The sequence below is a fragment of the Anaerocolumna sp. AGMB13020 genome (genome assembly GCF_033100115.1).
GTDB lineage: Bacteria > Bacillota > Clostridia > Lachnospirales > Lachnospiraceae > Anaerocolumna.
Window position 1 is genome coordinate 2,806,628 of sequence record NZ_CP136910.1, and the last position, 23,836, is coordinate 2,830,463.

The following is a 23,836-nucleotide window of genomic DNA, read 5'->3' on the forward strand; positions in this document are numbered from 1 at the left end:
CTTTCTCCGGAATCCCGCTTGCTTACCGGTAAACAAATAAAATTGTTATGTTATTATGGCTATTAGGGGGCTGCTACCAAAACACCAGCCCCTTAATAGCCGGATTAAGCTCCTGTTGTTAGCTCTTTATTTCTGTGATGTCCAGTAACTATCAATCGATGCTGCCAGTTCTTCCTTGCTGCTCTTTCCCGCAATATATTTCTGCATTGCGGCACCCAGGACGCTCCAATGATCAGAAGGCGCAATGTAGGAGGAAGAGTAGGTCTCTTCTTTCGCTAATCTGGACTGAATATCTTTCCCCAGAGGATCCAGGGCCTCATAAGTATTATTGGTGCAGGCAGGTATTACAGCTGCCGTTTCCACCAGCATCTTCTGTCCCTGTTCATTAAATACCAGCCAGTTTATGAACTCTTTCGCTGCTGTAACTTCATTTTCCGTAGCTTTGGTCGAGTCTATCATTACCTGCTTGCTTGCAGACGCCTGAATGGAATTATTTGCAAAATCAGTGGTATCATTTCCTAATACAAAAGGGATAAAGCCGTACTGATCTTCTGAGGAGGCACCTGCCTCCGCTATATTGGGCCATGCCCAGCAGCCATTTGCCCAAATTGCAGCTTCGCCGTCAGCCAGGAAAATAGGATCTTGCTCATAAAGCGCACCCAGCGGATCTTTTCCGTTGATATTGTACTTCAACAGTAAATTCATGGTGTCGATGAATTGATTGTATCTTTCATAATCCTCTACCTTTAAGCTGCCATCCTTTAATTTTCCGATCAGTTCCTGGCTGCCCTTTGTCGTGCCGTCATAGGTATCATAAATAAATCCAAGCTGATGTGCACCAAGAGACCAATCCTCCTTGGAGATTACCACAGGGTTTTCCATACCACCTGCGCGCAGTTCTTCAAGAAGTTTCTCCAAAGCATCATAAGAATTGACAGAACCGGGGTCAAAGCTTGTTCCCAGAGTGTCTTCTATGGCTTTCTTATTATAAATCAAGCCTCTTCCCTCCACACAAAAAGGAAAACTGTACACCTTATCATCAATCCTGGTCAGCTGATTCTCACACTGGCTTACCCATAGTTCTTCGGATAAGTCCAGTGCATGCTCTTTCGCTAATGCAACAATATCAGTAGTGTCCAGCATCGCCATGGTAGGTGCTGTTCCGGAATTATACATACTGGTAATCTTGGTGTAAGGTGATTCTCCGGTGCCGCAGGCTATTATTTCAACAACTACTCCCGTCTCTTCTTCAAAGGCAGCAGCCATTTCTTCCAGTGCTGTCTGAATTTCACCCTTACTGTTTAAAAAGGATATCTTGGTTCCGGATAAGTCTTTTACCTCTCCTGCCTCTGTAACCGGTGCAGTAGTTGCAGGCTCTGTCTTTTGCGTCTGATTAGTAGAATTGCTGTCCTTGTTTCCTGTGGTAACTGAATCGTTATTCCTGCCGCAGCCGGTTAGTATACCGGCCATCATTATTGTTGCTGTTATAATAGCAACAATCCTCTTAACCTTCATAATTTCTCCTCCAATACTGATTTCATACTCTTTGCTTTCCCTTATCCTGTCTGACAACTTTGCGCTTTGTTGTAACTGAATTATAGCATTCTCACATTTATATGTCAACCGGTTGTTATACAATATATTCACCTATTTATGCAAATATATATAATTTATTGCATTTTGTTTGTATAATATTTTTAAATATTATTCTATTTGCATAAATAGTTTATGTTTTATGTATAAAATACAAATATTATTAAATTTTTATATGATAATCGGTTATTATAATATTCCATAGAAAGATAAATACCTTCATATACAATAAAACTTAGGCTCTTGACATAAACGTTATCTTTATCATACTATGTTATAAACTATGCCAGATACTGCTGACCTTTCCATCGGGAGAGCAGGCTTGCAATTAAATCTCCCTGGCTGTTAACCAGAGCAATGCCTATTATAAAGGAGCAAATCGTAAAGGAAACCAACTATGAAAAGACCACAGTGTTACTATTGAGTATAACAAAGTTGTAATAGAAAGGAGAGTATTGATGTATTGGATACGAAATACATCATACAAGAAATACATGAAGATTAATCTGGAGAATAAAAGAGCAATCGTAACCGGAGGTACCGGACAACTTGGCCGCAGAATCGTATTATCTCTTGCAGAATGCGGTGCTGACGTTGCTATTCATTTCCATAGCAATCAGGAAAAAGCAGAGGAACTGGCCGAACAGGTCAAATCTATGGGACGGCAGGCTGGAATCTTTCAGGCTGATATAACCAATGAGCAGAGCATTTATGCCATGAGGGATAAAGTATATGCAGAGTTTGGCAAACCCGACATAATTGTTAACAATGCCGTTATCCAATACCAGTGGAAAAGTGTTCTGGAACAGGATGTATCCGATTATTACACGCAGTTTGAGAGCTGTGTCATGCATAACGTATATATGAACAAGGCCTTTGTACCTCATATGCTCGAGCAGAAATACGGTAGAATTGTAGTTATCAATACCGAGTGCGCCGCTTTGGCTGATCCCTATCAGTCTGCTTATGTTGCCGGTAAGCGGGGACTGGATGGCGTCGTTCGCTGTCTTGCCAAAGAAGTTGGGCCTTATAATGTAACCATTAATCAAGTTGCCCCCGGCTGGACAATCAGTGACAATGACCGGGATAAGAACCAGGAGGTGCAGCCGGAATATGATAAGACTGTTCCTCTGGGGCACAGAGGAACAGATCAGGATATTGCCAATATGGTATGCTTTCTGGCTTCTGATCTTGCTGCTTTTACTACAGGTGCTTATATACCGGTATCCGGCGGTAAGGTTATGCCGGCAATATAAGTTTTTTAGAATTAACTCCAAAGCCTATCCATTCATATATTAAAGGAGCTGCTTGATTAATGGCAACTCCTTTTACTCTATTCTCACTTCTTCGAAATTTAGTTTATTTAAAATAGTTCCAGCTTATTTCTACTATCCCTGCATAAATTACAACTTGACCATACAGCAATTCTCCTATGATTCTGATCTTTTTTATACTATTTTTTACATATTGCTTTTTACATATTACTTTTCTCATTAACTCATATTAAGAGGATTAACCAGTTCTGCTAAGCGCCAAGATATGCTTTCTTCACATTCTCATCTTTTAATAGCTCAGATGCCTTGCCGCTCATGGTAATGGAACCTGTCTCGAGTACGTATGCCCTATCTGAGATTGCCAATGCCATCTTTGCATTCTGCTCAACTAACAGAACTGTTATCCCATTGTTGTGAAGGGTACGGATAATCTTAAAGATTTCCTTTACTAAAAGGGGGGACAGTCCCATAGACGGCTCATCCATCAATACAATTCTGGGATTGCTCATTAAAGCACGGCCGGTGGCGAGCATCTGCTGTTCTCCGCCTGAAAGAGTGCCGGCAAGCTGCTTGCGCCGTTCCTTTAGTCTTGGAAAGTAATTATACACCATATCCATATTCTTCTTAACCATGGAATTATCCTTCAGTATGAACGCTCCCATTTCAAGGTTCTCCTGTACTGTCATCCTTGTAAACACATGGCGCCCTTCCGGTACATGTGCCATTCCAAGAGTTATGATGTCACTGGCTCTTGTCTTACGTAAGTCTTTACCGTCATATTCCACACTGCCGGATGAACTCTCTATAAGACCGGTTATGGCATGAAGAGTGGTAGTCTTTCCGGCACCGTTCGCTCCGATTAATGATACCACCTCTCCGTCATTTACCGTCAGGCTGATATTATGCAAGGCATGGATGGCACCATAAGATACGTCAAGATTCTCAACTTTTAACATCTTTTACCTACTCCTTCCCCTGCTCATTTACGAAATTATTGACTAGGTCTGTCTCTACGCCGTAGCTTGATTCCTTTTCTGATGCTTTTACTACTGACTCATTGTCTGAATTGTTTACCGGCTCTTCCTCTAATTCATTTACGTTCCTTTTCTCTGAGGCTTTTACTACCTCTTTTTCTGACTCGTTTACTGCCTCTTTCTCTGACCCATATACCACGTCTTTCTCTGAGACGGATTCACCATCAGCTTCTTCCTCTGAAAACTCATCTTCTTCCTCTGCACCAAGATATGCCATAATAACCTTGGGATTGGCAGCAATTTCAACCGGCAGCCCCTCAGCTATGGTTATACCATAATCAATCACAACGATTCTTTCACAGATTTTCATAACCAGACTCATGTCGTGCTCAATTAATAAAATTGCTATACCAAATCGTTCACGGATGACATTGATGCAGGCTAACAGCTCAGCCGTCTCAGTAGGATTCATTCCCGCAGCTGGTTCATCCAAGAGCAGAAGCTTCATGCCTGTAGCAAGGGCTCTGGCAATTTCAAGCTTTCTCTGCTGTCCATAAGGAAGATTACTGGCTATATAATTCGCCTTATCCTCAAGACCGAAGATATTAAGCAGATCGATTGCTTTTTCTTCTATATCCTTTTCTTCTTTCCAGAAGGTGGTATAACGGAATAAGGCACTGCCCAAACGGTATTTAAATTTCATACCAAAAGCCACCTTAACATTATCAAGAACTGTCATGGTCTTAAAGAGTCTGATATTCTGAAAGGTACGGGCAATTCCTGCCTGAACCACCTGATGTATCTTCTTGCCGTTCATCTTCTTCCCGCACAGGAAGAAGGCTCCCTCCGTGGGTTTGTATACCCCCGTCAGCAGATTGAATACTGTAGTTTTACCGGCACCGTTGGGTCCAATAAGGCCTACCAGTTCGCCTTCCTTGATACTGATATTAAAATCATCCACAGCTTTTAAGCCGCCAAAGGCGATGCCCAGATGTTTCGCTTCAAGTACAGGAGTGCCCATTATGATTCCTCCTTTTCTTCAACTTTTGTCGCTGCAGTATCTGTAGTCAAAGGCTTCTCTTTTGCTCTCTTACCTTTTCCCGTTTTGATAAGCTTAAACAAGGAGAACTCATAAGTACCAAGTAACCCTGTAGGCTTAAAGATCATTACCAGAATCAAAGCTACGGAATATGCCAGCATACGGTACCCGGAGAACTCCCTTAACGCTTCAGGTAATGCAGTAAGGACAATTGCCGCTATAATGGAGCCGGTAATAGAACCCATTCCGCCGAAGACTACCATGATGACATATTCTGTGGACTTTAACCAACCAAAGGCAGCCGCATTCAATGAACCGATGTAATGAGCAAATATACTTCCCGCTACTCCTGCGAAAAATGCAGATACCGTAAATGCCAATACCTTATAAAAAGTTGTATTGATACCAGAAGCACTGGCAGCTATATCATCATCCCTGATGGCTGTTATTGCACGCCCGTATTTGGAACGGATGAAAGTATAAAGCAGCGCTACGGATATTATCATAATCCAGAATACCACATAAATATCAGCGATACGGTTTATGCCTATCAGTGCCTGCCCTGCCTGCCCTTTTGAGAAACCTTTACCACCGGCAAATTTAAGGTTCTGGATAACAACACGGATAATTTCACCAAAACCAAGAGTAATGATTGCAAGATAATCTCCTCGCAGGCGCAGTGCCGGGATACCTACCAGAACACCAAAAACAGCTGCGATGATGCCACCGGCCAACGTTGCAATCAGAAACCGCAAAGTATTTGGAGCACCAATTCCAACCAATATATTACCTGACTCCATGGCTTTGGTGATCAAAGCTCCCGTATATGCACCGATTGCCATAAACCCACAGTCGCCAAGTGCTATCTGTCCTAAGTAACCCACTGTTATGTTAAGAGAGCAGGCCATGATGATTGAAATACAGCATACCATCAGAATTCCCTTTATATAATTGGATAATGTGCCCGTAGAACACAATAAAACCAAAATCCCAAAAAGAACTAAGATGCTTATAAAATTAATTAGAGTTGCTCGAATCCGATCTTTTTTCATACCCTCCACCTACACTTTCTCGCCTAAATTTTTTCCGAGAATACCGGAAGGTTTAACAAGTAATACTATTATCAGAATACCGAATACAATGGCATCCGAGAAGGCAGAGGTAATAACGCCTCCTGTTAGCTGTCCTATATAGGCTTTTGTCAGGCTCTCTACCAGACCTACTACAATACCACCAAGCATGGCTCCCGGTATGATACCAATTCCTCCAAGAACTGCTGCTACAAAGGCCTTCAGACCAAGCATGGCTCCCAATGTAGGGGTTGCCTGGGGATAAGAAGCGCAGTACATTAAGGAGGCAATTGCCGCAAGACTTGATCCAATGGCAAAGGTTATGGTAATGATCCTGTTTTTGTTAACGCCCATTAAGATAGCTGCCTGACCATCCTCCGATACCGCTCTCATGGCTTTCCCCATTTTGGTCTTCTGTACGAAGAGCTGTAACAGAATCATAACCGTAATGCCAAGAGTAATGGTAAGTATGGTGTTTCCGTTAAATTTAATGGTATCAAATTTTAAATCCGGAATTGAAAATATTGTTCCGATAGGCTTTGGTGCCGCACCAAAGATTGTTTGCGCAAAGTTCTCCAAGAATAAGCTCATAGCAATGGCCGTAATCAGGGCTGACATGTTATTTCCTTTTTTACGTACGGGTTTATATGCTACCTTCTCTACAGTAACCCCCACCAGACCGCAGACTGCCACAGCCAGAATGACAGCCATCCAGGCAGGCATTCCAAGTGCTACCATCAGCGGTATGGAATACAGCATGGTATAGCTGCCTACCATAATAAAATCCCCATGTGCAAAATTAATCAGCCGGATAATGCCATATACCATGGTATACCCCAAGGCTACCAAGGCATACACGCTGCCTATTTTTAATCCATTAATAACCTGTTGAATAAAAATGACGACTTCCGTTGACATAACGGTATTCTCCTTTACAGTAAATCACTTATGATTAAGTTTTTTCTTTTCTAAGCGCAAAAAGAAAAGAATTATTTTTACGTTTAGAAAGGCAAAAGACTTATACTCCGAAAGCCCAAAACGGCTTACCATCCGGTAAGCCGCAGGGTGATTGATTATTCAGCTGATTAGTTACCAAGTGTACTATTCCATACAGCTGCACCGTCTTTGAATTCAATAATAGCAACTGACTTCTCCGGTGTTCCGCTAACATCGAGGGTAAAGCTTCCGGTAACGCCCGAAAAGCTCATTCCGCTCATAGCATCACGGATTGCTGTTCTGTCTGCTGATCCAGCCTTTTCGATAGACTGTTTTAGCATATATACGGAGTCATATGCCAAAGCTGCAAGTGCATTAAGGCTTTCTGCACCGAATTTATCGCTGTAAGCTTTAACAAAGTTCTGAACGGCATCTGCTGTATCATCCGGTGAGTAGTGATTTGTAAAGAAGCAGTTGTTGTAGAGGCTCTTATCATCTACCATGGTTCCGATGGTTCCGTCGAAACCGTCAGCCCCCATGATTACGCCGCTAAAGCCCGCTGCTCTTGCCTGAGGTACGATGTAAGGTCCAACGGAGCTGTAGTAGTAAGGAGCAAAGAGATACTCTGCACCGCTGTTTGCGATGTTGGTCAGCTGAGAAGAATATTCGGTATCATCTACAGAGGAGGAACTTTCTTCCGCTACCACTTCAAGACCGAATTCTTTCGCTGCTGCAAGGAAGGCTTCACGAAGACCTGCAGAATATGCATCACCGGAAGCATAAAGTACTGCTACTTTCTTAACGCCTAATTTTTCTGCAGCAAATTTTGCCGCCATTTTTCCCTGGTAGGAATCCTTAAAGCAAGCTCTGAACACATAATCATCATCTTCTGTTACTGTGTCAGCAGTTGCTGTAGGTGTTAATAACACAATCTTTGCTTCATTTGCCAAAGGTGCAAGACCAGTAGTTACACCACTTGTTACAGAACCGATAACGGCACTGATCGCAGAATCGTCAGCCAGCTTGTTAAAAGCATTGGCACCTTCTGTGGAATCACCTTTATCATCCAGCGATACCAGTTCCAGCTGCTGTCCGAGAACACCACCGGCTGCGTTGATTTCCTCCGCAGCAAGCTTCATGCCGTTTACTACGGCTTCACCATAGGCAGCTAAGTTTCCAGTGTTGGGTGAGATGGTTCCGATCTTGATTGTTCCTGATGCTTCCGATGAATCAGGAGCTTCTGTTGCCGCAGGTGTATCACTGCCTGAATCAGACCCGTTGCTGCTTGTTGAATCTGATTTGGTGCCGCATCCGGATAAAAGTACAGCTACCATGATAACAGCCATGATGACTGCTAATAACCTTTTCTTCATGTAAATTTCCTCCTATAGAAATTTTTATGATAAAAACTTTGAAAGAATGGAATCCGTCCAAAATTCTTATTTCTTGGAAAGAACAAAGAGTCTGGCTTGCCAGACTCTAGCGCTCATGCGCTGTTACGATAGTAAAACAACAACAAAGTACTGTCATTTTCATATTCAAGGTCAATTTAAACAATTATCACGCTGTAATCTATGTATTCTATACTGCAATATTTACAATACAAAAAAAGGCATACACAAAAAATTTGTGCACACCTTCGTTATAAAGGGATTATAATATCTACCGGAGAAAATTACAATACCTTTTTTGAAAAGTGTTAATATTTTATAAATAAAATTGGATTAATATAATTTTCTTATGAAACAATATAATATTCCTTACAACATTTAACATTATTTTCAGCATATATAATAAGGACATATTATCTTCCTGTATAATTTAATGTAAAATGCCAATACCATAAAATATAACTATTTAATACCAAAAATACAGATAGAACAACTATTTATACCAAACAGTTGAATAGAAGATAGACAGACTGAAAACTGCGAAATAACGGTTAAAATGGGATTAAACGGAATTATTTTCACACTTTAGTTTAATTAATAGTGAACTAATTTAAGTATAATTTAACAAAACACCTTGCCTATTTTCAAAATATGTGCTAGTATATCTCGTATTCAGGTTTGTTAAAAAAATAACACAAAGGAGAGTAACATGACGGAGAAAACCAAAACCTATTTAACCGACAATGAGCTGAAGAAAATAAATGCTTATTGGAGCGCCTGCAATTATCTTGCAGCCGGTATGATTTATCTCAAAGATAATCCCTTATTAAAGCAGCCTCTGAAAGCAGAACATGTAAAGAGCAGACTGTTAGGTCACTGGGGAACCAGTCCCGGATTATCTTTTTCCTATGTCCACCTTAACCGGCTGATTAATAAATATGATTTAAATATGATTTTCATCGCGGGACCCGGACACGGTGCTCCCGGCGTTCTTGCCCCCGGCTATCTGGAAGGCGGGTATTCCGAAGTTTACCCTGATAAGAGTGAAGATGAAGAAGGCTTAAAGAAATTCTTTAAACAATTCTCTTTCCCCGGCGGTATCGGAAGCCATTGCACACCAGAAACCCCCGGCTCCATACATGAAGGCGGTGAGCTTGGCTACAGCCTTTCCCATGCTTACGGAGCAGCGTTTGACAATCCCGACCTGATCGTTGCTGCCGTGGTCGGTGACGGAGAAGCAGAAACCGGACCACTGGCTACCTCCTGGCATTCCAATAAATTTGTGAACCCTGCAAGAGACGGTGCCGTACTTCCTATTCTTCATTTAAATGGTTACAAAATCGCTAACCCTACTTTACTTGCAAGAATCAGCCATGAAGAGCTGGAGTGCCTGTTCAAAGGCTATGGTTACAAGCCTTACTTTGTTGAGGGTGATGATCCTGCTCTTATGCACAATGCCATGGCAGAGGCGATGGAAAACGCTATTCTGGAAATCAAGGCTATTCAGAAGGAAGCTAGAACCACAGGTAAAATAACCAGACCCAGATGGCCTATGATCATCTTAAGATCCCCTAAAGGCTGGACCGGCCCTAAGGTGGTTGACGGACAAAAGGTAGAAGGCTTCTGGCGCGCCCATCAGGTTCCCTTATCCGGAATCCATGAGAATCCCGAGCATCTTAAAATGCTGGAGGACTGGCTTAAGAGCTATCATCCGGAAGAATTATTTGATGAAGATGGTAAGCTGATTGCCGACTTAAAGGAGCTGGCTCCCAAAGGAAACCGCAGAATGAGTGCCAATCCTATTACCAACGGCGGTCTGTTAAGAAAAGACCTTCGTATGCCTGACTTTAAGAATTACAGCGTTAAGGTTGAAAAGCCCGGCTGTTCCGAGTATGAGAACACCAAACCACTGGGTGAGCTGTTAAGAGATATCTTCCGCAACAATCCTGAAAACTTCCGTATGTTCGGTCCCGATGAGACTTCCTCCAACAGGCTTACTGCCGTTTATGACGTCAGCAAAAAGTCCTGGATGGCAGACTATTATGAGGAGGATATCACAGACGGCAGCGAGATGACTGTTGACGGTAAAGTCATGGAGATGTTAAGTGAACATACACTGGTAGGCTGGCTGGAAGGATATCTCCTGACCGGTCGTCATGGCTTCTTCCATACCTATGAAGCTTTCTCCCATGTTATTGATTCCATGTTCAATCAGCATGCAAAATGGCTGGACATCTGCAAACATGAGATATTATGGCGTTCTCCCATCGCTTCTGAGAACATCCTGTTATCTTCAACAGTTTGGCGTCAGGACCATAACGGCTTCTCCCACCAGGATCCTGGTTTCTTAGATGTAGTTACCAACAAAAGCCCGGAAGTTGTTCGGATCTATCTTCCGCCGGATGTTAACTGCCTATTATCTACCATGGATCATTGCTTAAGAAGTACCGGATATGTAAATGTTATCGTAGCTGATAAACAGAAGCATATGCAGTATTTAAGCATTGATGATGCCGTAAAACACTGCACCAAAGGCATTGGCATCTGGGATTGGGCAAGCAATGATAACAATTCCGAGGAACCGGACCTTGTAATGGCCTGCTGCGGTGATATTCCTACCAAGGAAGCTCTGGCTGCAACTGCTATCCTCCGTGAAGAATTCCCGGATATAAAAATCCGATTTATCAATGTGGTGGACCTGATGAAGCTTATGTCTTCCTCTGAACATCCCCACGGGCTCACAGACGAGGAATTCAATTCTTTATTCACAAAAGACAAGCCGGTTATCCTGAATTTCCACGGATACCCCTCCTTAATCCACAAGCTGTGCTTTAAGAGAAGCCATCCTCATAGAATCCATGTTCACGGATACCATGAGAAAGGTAATATAAACACTCCTCTGGAACTTGCTATCCAGAATAAGATCGACCGCTTCAATTTGGTTATCGATGCCATCGATAATACTCCTACTCTGGGCTCTAAAGGTGCTCATGTTCGTGAGAAGATGAAGAACACTATAATTGAGAATCTTGAGTATGCGTATACCTACGGTATTGATAAGGACGAAATCCTTAACTGGGAATGGCCATTTTAAGAATATACAGAGAAACAGGAAGCTGCCCTTAACTTAAGTGGGGGGCAGCTTCTTGCCTATTTGTAAGCTTCTATTTCGCTTTAGATTATCTCATTAAAATCTTAGTTAGTTTCTGATAATTATTTTCCTGGCACTTGTGCAGGCTCTGATATCCTTCTCCGACTGCTGAAAGTACTTTACCAGATAGGCCGGACAGGTTATAACCAGCTCTTCCATTTCCTCTTTCATGGATAACTGCTGTTCTGCTTTTTTCTTCCTAACCTCTCCGATTACCCCTTGAAGACGCTGACCAAATTCTGCGATTGCACCGTCACTTTTGTCAGTCTTCCATAAGGTCTGGTGTATGGATACTGCCTCACCCTCCTTACGGTAAAACTGCTGGTAGATATAGTCTGTCATATGAGGAGTGTAAATAGCATAGAGCTTAAGGATACCGTACAGGCTGTGATACAGTGCATATTGTCCGGATCTCCGTTCTTCCCAGCCATGCTTTTCAGGCTGATACAGACGTTCTTTTACGATTTCTATATAATAATCACAGAAATCCTTCCAGAATAATTCATCGATCAAATGCCTTGCCTGACCGATTTCGTACTGTTCAAGGAGTGATTCTGCATTTGCTGTTGTTTCACTTACTCTTTGCAGGATCCATTTATCCGCAGGCAGAAGTTCAGCCTTTGCAGTGTCTTCATAATCCTCAAGATGCATAAAGGCAAATTTCGCCGCATTATACAATTTCGTCAGAAAGCGCTTTGATACTTTTAAGTCCTCCTCTTCAAAGAAAGTATCCGTCCCAAGCTTGGCACCGGCCGCCCAATATCTTATAGCATCCGCAGAATGAGTTTCAATAAGCTGTACCGGAGAAAGCACTGCGTTATTCTTGGATTTACTGATTTTCTCCCCCCGTCCTGCCAGTACGAATCCGCTTATCATAATGTCTTTCCAGGGAATCTTTCCCGTATGGTATAAGCTCTTTACAATCGTATAAAAAGCCCAGGTACGAATAATTTCATGAGCCTGGCTTCTCATGCCCATAGGAAGCAGTTCCCCAGTCAGGTCCTCCTCCTCTCCATAACCTGCATTGATCAGAGGTGTTACGGAGGAAGTTGCCCAGGTATCAAATACAGCCGTCTCTGCATGATATTCCTTACAGCCGCAGCTGCAAGGCTTACGTGGCTTATCCTCCAGCGGATTAACAGGCAGCTGCTCCTCTTCCGCCAGCAAAGGGCTTCCGCAGTCTTTGCAGTACCACAGCGGAAAAGGTACGCCGAAATTCCTCTGTCTTGAAATACACCAATCCCATTTCAGATTCTCTACCCAGATACGGTAGCGGTTCTTCATATGTTCCGGATACCAGTTGATTTCATCAGCTGCCTTAAGAAAACGTTCCTTCTCCGTCATAATGTCAATATACCATTGGGCAGAAGGAAGGATTTCTATTTCTGTACCGCACCTTTCGTGAACGGCAACGGCATGGATAATATCCTCTCTCTTACGAATCAGGCCTCTCTCTTCTAACAGCCTTACAATCTCAGTTCTGGCCTTCTTTATGCCAAGATTACCGATAAAAGGTACCTCTGAAGATATCCTACCGTTTTCCATTATAACTTTCTTAAAGGGCAGCTTATGCTTCTGATACCACTCTACATCTGTACTGTCACCAAAGGTAGCACACATAACCGCCCCTGTGCCCTTCTCTTTCTCCGCCTGTTCATCTGCAAGAACAGGAATCCAGAAATCATACAAAGGTACCTTTGCCTTCTGCCCGATAAGCTGCCTATAACGTTCATCCTCCGGATTTACGAAAATCGATACACAGCCATAGAGCAGCTCCGGTCTTGTGGTAGCTATGATAAGGGGAGAACCTTCCGTTTCAAAGGTCAGGTAATGAAAAGAGGATTCCGTGTCCTTCGTCTCCAGCTCTGCCTGGGCTATGGAGGTTTGACATTCCGTACACCAGTGTACCGGTGATTCCTTAAGGTACGCCTTCTTTGCTTTTACCAGATGAAGAAAGGAGCGCTGTGAGATTCTTTGGGTACGCTGTGAGATTGTCTGGTATTCCAAAGACCAGTCAACACTAAAGCCAAGGCTCTTCCACATAGCTTTAAACTCTTCTTCGTATCCCTTTACCGTATCCATACATCTTTTGTTATACTCCGTTCTGCTTAACTCACCGGGTTTTATCTTTTGAACCTTTTCTACCAGGCGTTCTGTGGGGAGGCCGTTATCGTCAAAGCCAAAGGGATAGAACACATCATATCCCTGCATCCGCTTATAGCGGGCAATCATTTCTGCCTGGGTGTAAGAAAATACATGACCGATATGAAGGCTTCCACTAACCGTAGGCGGTGGTGTATCAATTGAGAATACCTTCTTCTCTCTTCCTTTTCCAAAGCTATAAATACTTTCTTTCTCCCAAAGCTCCTGCATTTCCTTTTCTGCCATCTTAAAATCATACTTCTTATCCATTCTGATTCCTCCTGTTATGATGCATCGCTGAAATGTCCTTTCATTTTCCTGCACCAGAAACCTTCTTTGGCAAATTCTCGTGCTGACCTGACAGCTATGCTGGTGTTACAAAACAGACAAAAAACGCCCTAAGCAAATAAATAATTGCTTAGGGCGAAACGTGTCCGTGGTACCACCTAATTTCAGAATAGAATTCTGCTCTCATACAATACGGGAACGAATAAAGGTTCCGATATCGCTTTCCCTGATAACGGTGGAAATTTCCGTTGGAGTCTACTTAAAAATTGTATTTTTGTTCGATCCAAAGCTCAAAGGCTACTTCCATGTTCCCATCACGAAGATTTTCACCAACCATCTTCTCTCTGTTCATCCGGAATAACATGTACTCCTCCTCGTCAACGCTTTTGTCTGTGTTGTTATTCGTATTGTATGCGTAAGAGAAAAAAATGTCAAGGGGTATTCGATATAACTCTGTAGAACATACTCTTATTGCTCAGTGGTAAAATAATTTACTCCTGCTATTTCAAACATAAATAATAATCCCTCTACCGGCAGGCCTTCACTGCGTTATAAAGAATCGAGAGCCCGCAATCCAGCTGTTCATCTGTCACTACCAGGGGACACAGGAAACGAATGACATTGGAATAGGTTCCAGCGCTTTCCACAATAAGCCCATGCTCTGCACAATAAATAACAATATCCGATACCAGCCTTGCATTGGGTGATTTACTCTTTTTATCCGTCACAAATTCTATACCGGTCATACATCCGATACCTCTTACATCCCCAATTTCTTCAAACTCTTCGTGCCACAAATGAAAGGCTCCTTTCACTTTCGTAGCAATTTCCAAAGACCGGGCACACAGATTGTCTCTTTCTATGATTTCAATTACCTTTAAGGCCGAAGCACAGGCAAGGGCATTGCCGCCATATGTTCCCCCAATTATGCCATTCTTCACTCCATCAAAAATCTCAGCCGAAGCAGTTATGGCACTTAGCGGCACTCCTCCCGCTATGGACTTGGCAGTGGCAATGATATCAGGTGCAGCTCCAGCCTCTTCCCAATAATTTGACACGAACATTTTTCCTGACCTGGCAAAACCAGTCTGAACCTCATCTGCTACCAGAAGAATCCCCTTCTCGTCACAGATTCTTCTCACAGCCTTAACCCATTCTATGGGTGCCGGAACAAATCCGCCTTCCCCCTGAACGGGTTCCACTACAATGGCAGCTATATGTTCAGCAGGTGAAGCCTCTTCAAATACCTTTATTAATTTCTCAATATAATAAGCTATAGCACCTTCCTCACTATATCCTTCCGGTCCACGGTACAGATAAGGGAACTCCGCCCGGTATATACCATCCGGAAAAGGTCCAAGACCTGATGCATAGGCTTTCTTTGCCGTCATGGTAGAAGCAAGTAAGGTCCTGCCGTGAAAAGCTCCTGAAAATACGATGACATTCGGTCTTCCGGTATAGGACTTTGCCACTTTCACTGCATTCTCAATGGCTTCTGCACCGGAATTTGCAAACATTGTCTTTCTTTTGGCAGACTTAACAGGAACGATTTCGTTCATCTTCTCAGCAAGTTTAATATAACCCTCATGCGTTACGATATTCATCATAGCATGAAAATATTTTTCAGTCTGTTCTTTTACAGCCCCTATCAGCTCCGGATGGCTGTATCCAATATTTAATACTCCGACACCTCCTACCCAGTCAAGGAATATATTCCCGTCCACATCCTCTAACATCGCCCCTTCCCCTCTGCTGATTACACAGGGATACACCGATTTGATGGCGCCAGGTACTGCCTCACTTCTTCTCTCCAATATAGCACTGGCCTTGGGGCCGGGTAATGGGGTATTTATTTTAGGTAACGCATCTTTTAGCATATATTCCTCCCTTTCTGCGTTTTTTGCGCATGGCAAACAAACAGGACTGTTTGCATATTTCCCCGTTTTTGCCTTTGTTTTATAAAATATACTTATTCATAATTTTTCTATTTGAATTATACTGGATAGCTTTTTAATTATCTTACATTTTTGGTTCCTCTTGCTGTTAAACCTTCGTTTCTTATCCAATATAAAAAGGAATCTAAAAGGGTTCTATGTTTGTAAGAGGAGGGTTAGATCTTTAATTCAGCTTATATATTAACATTCGCTATAATCCCTTAGCTCTTACTTAACCGCCAACCGAACTTTTACTTATAATGCTTTTCTGAATATCTCTCTTATTTTCTCTGTTGTAAAGACTACGGGATGGTTAGCCATACTTGGAGCCGATACCTTCAGACAATTTTCAGTAAGCCAATTCAGATCCTTTTCCTCCACACCCATATCTCCAAGAGTTTCTGTAAGCTGTAGTTCTGATAAGAGCTTCTTTATAGCAGGTACGAAATCCTTTTCATCCCTCCCCCCAAGTATCCTGGATAACAGGAGGAATTTATCCGGTGCCCCTTGAATAGAAGCTTCATACACATAAGGCGCAAGTGCCGCCAGGCCTTTTCCATGCACGACATTTTTGAGTCCGCTTACCGGGTGCTCCATTCCGTGAAGAGCCGTTACCCCCGCTGCTCCTATTACCATTCCTCCAAGAGTACTGGCAAGGCATAAATGCTCCCAGCTGTCCATATCTTCATTATCCCTATAGAGCTTTGTAAGACTGCCTGCAGCAAGTCTTGCCCCCTCTAAGGCCATAATGTCTGTTAAGGGCTGTGAAACAGCCGAGATATAGGCATCCATGTTATGGCAGAGTGCGTCAAAACCTACGGAGGCCAGCGTTTTCTTTGGCATGGTCTTCATAAGCAATGGATCGATAATGGAACAGGCAGGAACAATGGCACTGCAGCGAAGGGATTTCTTATCCAGCGTATCCGGATTCGTCATAACCGCAAAGCCGTTGCCTTCGCTGCCTGTACCGCAGGTGGTGGGAACTGCAAGGACCGGAAGTGCCTTGTTACTGATTTTTCTACCGTAAATATACTCATTTATATCACCGCCATTTACGGCTTGAAAAGCAATTCCTTTTGCTGCATCCAGGCTGCTGCCGCCACCAAGGGCAAGCACCATGTCACACTCTTTCGATAATGCCTGTTCTGCTCCTTCGTAAGCCGTGGTTGTAAGAGGATTTGGGGTTACTTTATCAAACAGAGAAAAGGCTAATCCGCTTTTTTTTAGAAGTTGTTCTGCCTTCTCAAGTAATCCGGATTCCCTGGTGCTTCTTCCACCGGTTACGATAAGTGCTTTTTTCCCAAGTGCAGCTGCCTTCTCCCCTATTAATTCCGATTTCCCACGACCAAATACCAGATTGACTGGCAGATGATATTGAAATTCCATATTGAACTCCCGTCTGCGTACTTTAGCACGCTTATAAACTCAGGGTGAGTGAAAGAAAGCTTCGCTCATCCTTTTATCCGCTGCCACAAAAAAGTTTGTGCCAGTTCCATATTTAAACAATAAACCGAAGGAATCTATCTTCGTCTTAAAGATCTAAGAGTTGTTATGAAATGATTTACTATAATATCTGGTTGAAGAGAAAACCAGATATCATTAAAACCGCCTTCTGAATTCTCTGCTTTGATATCCTTTTTTTATTGTTTCTCGTAACCAGAAGCAGGTATCAGAAGCAGCCGTTCTCCTGGCTCTTATTTCGTATTTACTGTTTTACCATTCTGTACATCTACAAAATAATCTTCTGTTAATCCATAATCTTTTAGTATGGTTAGCAGCGTGCCATCCTCCTTCATCTCATTCAGGCATTTATTTACCTCTTCTAAAAAGGCTTTATCTTCAAAACGTAAAGCTGCGCCGATCTGCCCGCTGGCTTCTGCTTCGTAGGGAGCTAAGAGTTTCAATTTTAAGGAACTGTCGGCTGAAAGGGTATAACCTGCAACAATACCATCTGTTACCACTGCATCCACCTTTCCCATGTCTACAGCAGTCATCAGAGTTGCCTGGTTATCATATGCTTCCAGTCCTGCAATTCTTCCTTCATCAAGCCACTTCTGGGCAGTTTCATAAAAAGTGGTTCCGGGCTGTGCACCTACTTTTTTCTCCTTCAGATCATCTTTGCCAGCGATAGCAGAATCAACCGGAATTACCACAGCTTCACCTTCCTGGTACCACTTGTCTGTAAAGGCTGCTACCTTAAGTCTTTCCTCTTTCACATACATGGCATCTACCACCATATCAATGTTATTGTTATTAAGCTCTACCAACAGATTGGCAAAGTCAACTACCTTCATCTGTATGTCCGGGATCTCAAGCCGTTTGCAGATCTCACGAAGGATTTCAATATCAATTCCCTCTAATTTCCCCGACTCCACGTCAGTGTAGGAGAAGGGAGCATCGTTGGAGGAGCCAATTAAGATATAACCTTTTTCCTTGATTTTCTTTAACATATCGGATTCACCGGTGGAAGCAGTGTCTTCTCCACTGGCTGCCGTATCTTCTGTTGAGGTCTGGGTATTATTGTCCTTCTTACTGCAACCTGTGAGTACAGAAAACGTTAATAAAAGTGTTAACAACAGTGTGAAGCCTTTTTTCAGATTCATTTTCTTCATAATCTTTCCCTCTTTCTTTCTGCATGTTTTCTAGGTTTATGGAGTTACCAGAACTAACGGACTCTTTTAAGCCGGCGTTCCACTACTCTGCTAAGCTGCGAGAGTGGAATACTTAATAACAGGTAAACGAACGCCAGAATGGTGTATGCTTCTACCGTAAGAAACGTCTGAGAAGCATAGGTCTTGGTGCGAAGGAGAAGCTCCTGTACCGTTATCATAGCTAACAGGGAGGTATCCTTAATGAGCATAACCAGGTAATTTCCGAATACCGGCACGGAATTTCTAAGGGCCGGCGGTATTATAAAATGAAACAGTACTTTATTCTCGCTAAAACCAAGAGCCAGGCCGGCCTCTCTCTGACCGGAATCAATGGCCAGAATGGCAGAACGTATAACCTCTGACATATAGCAGCCATAATTAATAGCAAAGCCTATAATACCGCAGGTGGTAGCTGCCAGCTGGATGTTGGTGTCTTTTCCTAACATGCCCATAATACCGTTTAGCAGTGTCGGTACAACATAATATATATAAAAGAACTGAACCAGCAGGGGTGTTCCCCTTACCAGTTCAATGATTACTCCAAGGGTTCGGCGAAGTATCTTATTCCTGGATATTCTTCCGATAGCAACTAACAGTGCCACAGCCAAAGCACAGACAAACCCTGCCAGTGTTATATAAAGTACAATACCTATTCCTCCCCAGAGACTTGGCCCCAAGGTCTCAAAGGCCTGTTTAAAATGCAATTCCATCTTTACCTCCCTTCCGCCGGCTGGCGGTACAAAATCTGATGTAAGAAGCCTGTCAGACACCTCTCTGCGTTCTTACAAGGTTCTTGCATAGTGAAATGGGTAATGTTTACTCTTACCACTATAGCACTCTGGCTAAAAAGGCTCTGGTTCTCTCATTCTTTGGCTGTATAAAGATATCACTTGGAGCACCTTCCTCTATCACATAACCACCGTCCATAAAGATCACCCTGTCTGCCACATCTCTTGCAAAACCCATTTCATGGGTTACCACTATCATGGTCATTCCTTCCCCTGCCAGCTGTTTCATAACCTCCAGGACATCCCCCACCAGTTCCGGATCCAAAGCAGAAGTGGGTTCATCAAAAAGCAGAATCTCCGGTTTCATGGCCAGTGCCCTTGCAATGGCTACTCTTTGCTGCTGGCCTCCGGATAGCGCCGCCGGATAAGTATCTGCTTTACTTTCCATTCCAACTTTTCTTAGGAGTTCCATGGCCTGCTCCTTTGCCTCTTTTACCGGAACCTTGTTTAGTTTCATGGGAGCATACATAATATTCTCCAGTGCTGTTTTTAACGGAAAGAGATTAAACCTCTGAAATACCATTCCCACCTGTTTGCGATAACCGGTAACTTTCTTTCCAAGACAAGTGATATCCTCTCCCAGATACAGGATTTCTCCCCCTGTGGGTTGTTCCAGCAGATTGATGCAGCGCAGCAAGGTGCTCTTACCTGAACCGGAGGGACCGATAATAACCACTACTTCTCCCTTGCTCACCCTTACATTGACATCCCTTAATACCTCCAAATCAACAAAACATTTGGATAGTTTCTTAATTTCAAGCAGTTCCATAACATCACCTTCCTTTTTTAAACAGAAAGAGGCAACGGAGCTTTTGTATACAAAAGCTCCGTTGCCTAAGTCAGATCATAATTCTGTTATTATTGATTACTTATTTTTGTTAAATATTACTGTGATTCGTTTATTTCTATTAATAAGCTTGTTTCTTACTGATAGCTATGTACTTTAGAAATGTACTTTTAAAAATTCTTACTGTTTACCAAATTGAATTTCTTCCGAATGATATCCGTTAAAATATCACAGGTGCCTTCCACTCCCAGCAGACTGGAATCCAGCATTACATGTTTATAATCCTTATCCGCCATAGAATAACCGCAATAATATTTGTGATAGGACTCTCTTGCCTTATCCACGGAGGCAATCATTTTCCTGGCTTCATCAGGTTTCATATCCAGTCTCTCCACGCAATTTGCCAGCCTTGCTTCATAAGGGGCATAAATAAATACATTGATAATATTCTTATGATCCTTTAAGATATGGTCAGCACATCTGCCTACGATGATACAAGACTCCCGTTCAGCAAGATCGATGATTATCTTTCTTTGTACGGCGAAGATAGAATCCTGTATATTGGTTGTTCCCATACCCAGTGGATAATTCATGTTAAAAAAAGCTGATTTCGCACTTTCCTCCACATCACTGACGGTTGAAACCGGCAGATTCAGATTCTTTGAGGTCATCTCAACGATATCCCTGTCATAATATTCAATTCCCAGCTTCTCGCTGACTAAGCGGGCAATAGGTCTTCCGAGACTACCGAATTGCCTCGCAATGGTTATAACAAATTTTTCACTCATACGGAACACTCCTTTCTTTTTAAGAGTCTCTTGAAGGAATTCATATTTTGTATATTCATTTTACGCTACACTATAATGCTCAACAATGGCTGTTTATTCCAAACTTTTTGGTGGTTATTGTACTTTAAGTACAAAGAGCATTGGTTCTGTGTTGTGATAATTGAATTTACTGGGTTTTATTTTATTTCTAAGTCACTGGCAATACAATGGAATATATTGTATAATTTCTTCAAATACATCTTACCCAATTAAACGTAAAGCTATTTCATAAGTATGAATGATTAGGAGAAAATAAGATATGTTAACCATAACAATATTGTTTTTTATTGGGTCTATAATAAGCCTCTTGGTGTGCATTTTTTCGATAGCGCTAAGAAAACGTATGTCGGAACATATGGCAGCCATTTTAATTCTTACCAGTATTTTTATGAGCATCATTTTCGGTATTATGTCTCTGACCTTTGGGTTTTTTGCACAGGATTACTTTAAATGAATTATTGGCAAAATGTATGCAGTCAACCGTTACGTACCTTTTTTCTCCTATGTAGTTATACCTGGATAAATAGGTAGATCTTTCATAATATCTTAGCATCCTGAATCTTGTTATACTGTTCTATAATGTATTGCTTCCGTTCCTCCTTTTCCATTTGCCTGTCCCTCCTGCTTCTACTTCTAATCATATAATTTATACATTTTTTACAAACTCCTTAATTAGCTGAATAAAAATAATATTGACAGTCACATTAAAGTGAATAATAATTATAAAATCATTTTATTAAAATTCTTACTATAACTGTACTCTAAAATAAACTCATAAAGGGGAAAGTCTATGGGAACACAGATAACCGATTTATATGAAAGTGCGAAAGATAAATACTTTATGACCCTCCATAGCGGAGAAGCTGGCCTGACCAATCCGGTTTCGTGGGTATATCTGGCAGAGGATATACAGAACACAGCTTTTCTTAAAGGTGGTGAGCTGGTAATAACCACAGGACTTTTTATCCAGAGCGGAGTTAAGCTTTATGACTTTATTTGCTCTCTTATCACCTGCAATTGCAGCGGAATTATTATCAACAACGGGAAATATCTAACACTGCCGGATCTTACCCCTGAGATTATTGAAATGTGCTCCCTTAATAAATTCCCGCTCTTTACCATGCCCTGGAAGGTTCATCTTATTGATATCATGCAGGATTACTGCAGTCTTCTTTTACATAACACACGCAGTACAGATCAGCTAAATGCTGCCTTTCAAGGCGCCTTGTATCAGACTCCCGTCCATGAAAATATACTTCTTACCTTAAATCAGTATGGCTTTCCCACACTGGCCGATTATAGGATCATCGTAATACAGAATCTAAAGAATACCACCAGAGTCACCTTTTCCCTGAACCGTTTGAAATTAAAATACCATCTTTTTGAACATGAGCACCGGCAGATATTGATTTATCTTATCTCCAAGACTCCTCCTTCTCTCCAGGAAATCACCGATTTACTCTTATTTTGCGGCAGTATAACTTTAGGTATCAGTAATGTTATTTCCTCCCTTACGGATATTGGCAGCTGTTATAAACGTGCCCGCTTTTCCCTTGCTGCAGCAGCTTTCTGGAATATTACCTCTATAAATTTTGATGAGCTGGGCTTTTTTCAGATACTTTTTAGTTCTTCCGATCCGGAAATGTTAAAATCCATTTATGAAAAGAACTTAGGAAGGCTGGAGCAGTTTGACACTGTCCATGACGCAGATTATATGAACACTTTACAGGTATTTCTGCTGTCAGACTGTAATCTGTTGGAGACCGCTTCAAAGCTGCATACCCATCGGAACACAGTAATTTACCGGATAAAGAAAATCAAAGAGCTGTTAGGTACGGAGCTTGATGCTGCCAACGTAAAATTCGACCTGCTGATGGCATTTTTTATCAGGGAGTATTTTTCCATCGGTTAACTGCTCAGGTAAATTTAAATCTGCGATTCCCCGGTTCAAATTCGGATTCACAAGATAGTGTACCTGATGAGGTAAAGAATGAAAAATACCGGGAAACTCTGATTCCACGTTGTAATTTAATATTGTTTAACTTTTAAAATCCGAATAAATCTAGAATCATTTATCCTTTGATATATTCCTTAGCAACGGTTGGATTACTTCCATCTTTAAACCGGAGGAGATAACATATAATAACGCACCGGAAAACAAAAGTTTTCTGTCATATTATATGTAGTGAGATTAACTTATTTAAAATTTTTGAAGAGAATCGAAAACCAGAAGTGATAACTGCTATTATAGCAGAACCTAAGATGTTCAGTAGCTTTACTGAAGCTCCTGGAAAACTAAGAATACTTCAATATAAATTACAGGGAGGGAAGAGTATGCCTTGGGTAACAAAATACAATTATTATGCGGCAGCCAAAGCGGAAGCATATAAAAATCTGGAAACTTCACTCACAGACATTCGAAGAAAGATAACAAATAACCTGTCAGATATAAATACTTATAAGAATAGGTTAAATGGGAAAGTCGGTTATATGGGAGGATTATCCGGTGATTATATCCGGCGTTACGAGATAAAACAGACTGATTATTTTAATCATTGCCAGCAAATAGTTACAAGCATTAATCATTTTGCGGAAGACCTAGAACAGGCAATATCACAATGTAGCAGTAAGAAAGCAGAGTGGAGCAGTAAAATTTACACAAGAGAATGGGAAGAAGATAGGGAGGTGCTGTAGTATGTCTGAAATAAAAATACTGAAAAATGGGCCTGCCGATTATCAGGCTTGTATAACTAGGATTGAGGACAAATTTAAGGAACTCAATATTCTGGAAGCAAATTTAGTTAAAAAATTAGAAGGTAAGGACTGGCAGGGAATCACCCGTGACAAGTGTGAAACCATGTTGAATTTAACAATCGCATATAAGAAAAAGATAAAAGAAATATTGTATGAGATGAATCAGAAGGAGCAGGAACTACTGAAGAATGTGAATAATTTTACCACTAATTCCAATGCGGTAAAAGCATTATAGGA

General features: G+C 41.8%; 17 protein-coding genes, 1 pseudogene and 1 other annotated feature. Of the genes and pseudogenes, 5 read left to right on the plus strand and 13 right to left on the minus strand.

Annotation, left to right across the window (positions count from 1 at the left end; all coding sequences use genetic code 11):
- Positions 1-126: 126 nt before the first annotated feature.
- Positions 127-1,515, minus strand: a complete 1,389-nt coding sequence (locus tag R2R35_RS11335; RefSeq protein ID WP_317734639.1) for an ABC transporter substrate-binding protein — start codon at positions 1,513-1,515, stop codon at positions 127-129.
- A gap of 536 nt (positions 1,516-2,051) precedes the next feature.
- Between R2R35_RS11335 and R2R35_RS11340 the strand changes: the two genes are divergently transcribed.
- The gene (locus tag R2R35_RS11340) at positions 2,052-2,849 is read left to right on the plus strand and encodes an SDR family NAD(P)-dependent oxidoreductase (RefSeq protein ID WP_317734640.1); all 798 of its coding nucleotides are present in this window, start codon (positions 2,052-2,054) and stop codon (positions 2,847-2,849) included.
- Between the two features lie 269 nt (positions 2,850-3,118).
- Here R2R35_RS11340 and R2R35_RS11345 read toward each other — a convergent pair whose 3' ends face one another.
- The 5 genes and pseudogenes from R2R35_RS11345 to R2R35_RS11365 all read right to left on the minus strand — a co-directional run bounded on the left by R2R35_RS11345 (position 3,119) and on the right by R2R35_RS11365 (position 8,259).
- Positions 3,119-3,823 carry an ABC transporter ATP-binding protein gene (locus R2R35_RS11345; RefSeq protein WP_317734641.1) on the minus strand — a complete coding sequence of 235 codons (705 nt, stop codon included), beginning with the start codon at positions 3,821-3,823 and terminating at the stop codon, positions 3,119-3,121.
- A gap of 280 nt (positions 3,824-4,103) precedes the next feature.
- Positions 4,104-4,862 (minus strand): annotated as a pseudogene (locus R2R35_RS11350) (ABC transporter ATP-binding protein); the annotation flags it as partial.
- A complete protein-coding gene (locus R2R35_RS11355; protein ID WP_317734642.1) occupies positions 4,862-5,932 on the minus strand; it encodes a branched-chain amino acid ABC transporter permease in 1,071 nt (356 codons plus the stop codon). The pseudogene R2R35_RS11350 and the gene R2R35_RS11355, both read right to left, overlap by 1 nt.
- A gap of 9 nt (positions 5,933-5,941) precedes the next feature.
- Complete coding sequence (locus tag R2R35_RS11360) at positions 5,942-6,868, minus strand: branched-chain amino acid ABC transporter permease (protein ID WP_317734643.1); 927 nt, start codon at positions 6,866-6,868, stop codon at positions 5,942-5,944.
- 167 nt (positions 6,869-7,035) lie between these two features.
- Positions 7,036-8,259, minus strand: a complete 1,224-nt coding sequence (locus R2R35_RS11365; RefSeq protein WP_317734644.1) for an ABC transporter substrate-binding protein — start codon at positions 8,257-8,259, stop codon at positions 7,036-7,038.
- Positions 8,260-8,986: 727 nt separating this feature from the next.
- Here R2R35_RS11365 and R2R35_RS11370 point away from each other — a divergent pair.
- Complete coding sequence (locus R2R35_RS11370) at positions 8,987-11,371, plus strand: phosphoketolase family protein (protein WP_317734645.1); 2,385 nt, start codon at positions 8,987-8,989, stop codon at positions 11,369-11,371.
- Positions 11,372-11,476: 105 nt separating this feature from the next.
- Here R2R35_RS11370 and R2R35_RS11375 read toward each other — a convergent pair whose 3' ends face one another.
- The 7 genes from R2R35_RS11375 to R2R35_RS11405 form a co-directional block, all read right to left on the minus strand.
- Positions 11,477-13,840: a valine--tRNA ligase gene (locus R2R35_RS11375; protein WP_317734646.1), complete on the minus strand. Its 2,364-nt coding sequence runs from the start codon at positions 13,838-13,840 to the stop codon at positions 11,477-11,479.
- Between the two features lie 146 nt (positions 13,841-13,986).
- Positions 13,987-14,248: a binding site (T-box leader), on the minus strand.
- 137 nt (positions 14,249-14,385) lie between these two features.
- Positions 14,386-15,735 carry an aspartate aminotransferase family protein gene (locus tag R2R35_RS11380; protein WP_317734647.1) on the minus strand — a complete coding sequence of 450 codons (1,350 nt, stop codon included), beginning with the start codon at positions 15,733-15,735 and terminating at the stop codon, positions 14,386-14,388.
- A gap of 312 nt (positions 15,736-16,047) precedes the next feature.
- Positions 16,048-17,178 (minus strand): iron-containing alcohol dehydrogenase, encoded by a 1,131-nt coding sequence (locus R2R35_RS11385; RefSeq protein ID WP_317734648.1) that lies wholly within the window; start codon positions 17,176-17,178, stop codon positions 16,048-16,050.
- Positions 17,179-17,486: 308 nt separating this feature from the next.
- Positions 17,487-18,404 (minus strand): substrate-binding periplasmic protein, encoded by a 918-nt coding sequence (locus R2R35_RS11390; RefSeq protein ID WP_317734649.1) that lies wholly within the window; start codon positions 18,402-18,404, stop codon positions 17,487-17,489.
- 53 nt (positions 18,405-18,457) lie between these two features.
- Positions 18,458-19,153 carry an amino acid ABC transporter permease gene (locus R2R35_RS11395; RefSeq protein WP_317734650.1) on the minus strand — a complete coding sequence of 232 codons (696 nt, stop codon included), beginning with the start codon at positions 19,151-19,153 and terminating at the stop codon, positions 18,458-18,460.
- A gap of 118 nt (positions 19,154-19,271) precedes the next feature.
- Positions 19,272-20,000, minus strand: a complete 729-nt coding sequence (locus R2R35_RS11400; RefSeq protein ID WP_331670283.1) for an amino acid ABC transporter ATP-binding protein — start codon at positions 19,998-20,000, stop codon at positions 19,272-19,274.
- Positions 20,001-20,188: 188 nt separating this feature from the next.
- Positions 20,189-20,806 (minus strand): cytidylate kinase-like family protein, encoded by a 618-nt coding sequence (locus R2R35_RS11405; RefSeq protein ID WP_317734651.1) that lies wholly within the window; start codon positions 20,804-20,806, stop codon positions 20,189-20,191.
- Between the two features lie 829 nt (positions 20,807-21,635).
- Here R2R35_RS11405 and R2R35_RS11410 point away from each other — a divergent pair.
- The 3 genes from R2R35_RS11410 to R2R35_RS11420 all read left to right on the plus strand — a co-directional run bounded on the left by R2R35_RS11410 (position 21,636) and on the right by R2R35_RS11420 (position 23,834).
- Positions 21,636-22,757: a PucR family transcriptional regulator gene (locus tag R2R35_RS11410; RefSeq protein WP_317734652.1), complete on the plus strand. Its 1,122-nt coding sequence runs from the start codon at positions 21,636-21,638 to the stop codon at positions 22,755-22,757.
- Positions 22,758-23,179: 422 nt separating this feature from the next.
- Positions 23,180-23,539 (plus strand): hypothetical protein, encoded by a 360-nt coding sequence (locus R2R35_RS11415; RefSeq protein ID WP_317734653.1) that lies wholly within the window; start codon positions 23,180-23,182, stop codon positions 23,537-23,539.
- 1 nt (position 23,540) lies between these two features.
- Positions 23,541-23,834, plus strand: a complete 294-nt coding sequence (locus R2R35_RS11420; RefSeq protein ID WP_317734654.1) for a hypothetical protein — start codon at positions 23,541-23,543, stop codon at positions 23,832-23,834.
- Positions 23,835-23,836 lie beyond the last annotated feature (2 nt).

Bases quoted from the DNA above. Each gene is read 5' to 3' on its own strand.
- R2R35_RS11415 (WP_317734653.1), top strand. From the start codon at position 23,180: ATGCCTTGGGTAACAAAATACAATTATTATGCGGCAGCCAAAGCGGAA.
- R2R35_RS11405 (WP_317734651.1), bottom strand. From the start codon at position 20,806: ATGAGTGAAAAATTTGTTATAACCATTGCGAGGCAATTCGGTAGTCTC.
- R2R35_RS11365 (WP_317734644.1), bottom strand. From the start codon at position 8,259: ATGAAGAAAAGGTTATTAGCAGTCATCATGGCTGTTATCATGGTAGCT.
- R2R35_RS11395 (WP_317734650.1), bottom strand. From the start codon at position 19,153: ATGGAATTGCATTTTAAACAGGCCTTTGAGACCTTGGGGCCAAGTCTC.
- R2R35_RS11400 (WP_331670283.1), bottom strand. From the start codon at position 20,000: ATGGAACTGCTTGAAATTAAGAAACTATCCAAATGTTTTGTTGATTTG.
- R2R35_RS11370 (WP_317734645.1), top strand. From the start codon at position 8,987: ATGACGGAGAAAACCAAAACCTATTTAACCGACAATGAGCTGAAGAAA.
- R2R35_RS11335 (WP_317734639.1), bottom strand. From the start codon at position 1,515: ATGAAGGTTAAGAGGATTGTTGCTATTATAACAGCAACAATAATGATG.
- R2R35_RS11410 (WP_317734652.1), top strand. From the start codon at position 21,636: ATGGGAACACAGATAACCGATTTATATGAAAGTGCGAAAGATAAATAC.
- R2R35_RS11420 (WP_317734654.1), top strand. From the start codon at position 23,541: ATGTCTGAAATAAAAATACTGAAAAATGGGCCTGCCGATTATCAGGCT.
- R2R35_RS11375 (WP_317734646.1), bottom strand. From the start codon at position 13,840: ATGGATAAGAAGTATGATTTTAAGATGGCAGAAAAGGAAATGCAGGAG.
- R2R35_RS11390 (WP_317734649.1), bottom strand. From the start codon at position 18,404: ATGAAGAAAATGAATCTGAAAAAAGGCTTCACACTGTTGTTAACACTT.
- R2R35_RS11355 (WP_317734642.1), bottom strand. From the start codon at position 5,932: ATGAAAAAAGATCGGATTCGAGCAACTCTAATTAATTTTATAAGCATC.
- R2R35_RS11340 (WP_317734640.1), top strand. From the start codon at position 2,052: ATGTATTGGATACGAAATACATCATACAAGAAATACATGAAGATTAAT.
- R2R35_RS11360 (WP_317734643.1), bottom strand. From the start codon at position 6,868: ATGTCAACGGAAGTCGTCATTTTTATTCAACAGGTTATTAATGGATTA.
- R2R35_RS11385 (WP_317734648.1), bottom strand. From the start codon at position 17,178: ATGGAATTTCAATATCATCTGCCAGTCAATCTGGTATTTGGTCGTGGG.
- R2R35_RS11345 (WP_317734641.1), bottom strand. From the start codon at position 3,823: ATGTTAAAAGTTGAGAATCTTGACGTATCTTATGGTGCCATCCATGCC.
- R2R35_RS11380 (WP_317734647.1), bottom strand. From the start codon at position 15,735: ATGCTAAAAGATGCGTTACCTAAAATAAATACCCCATTACCCGGCCCC.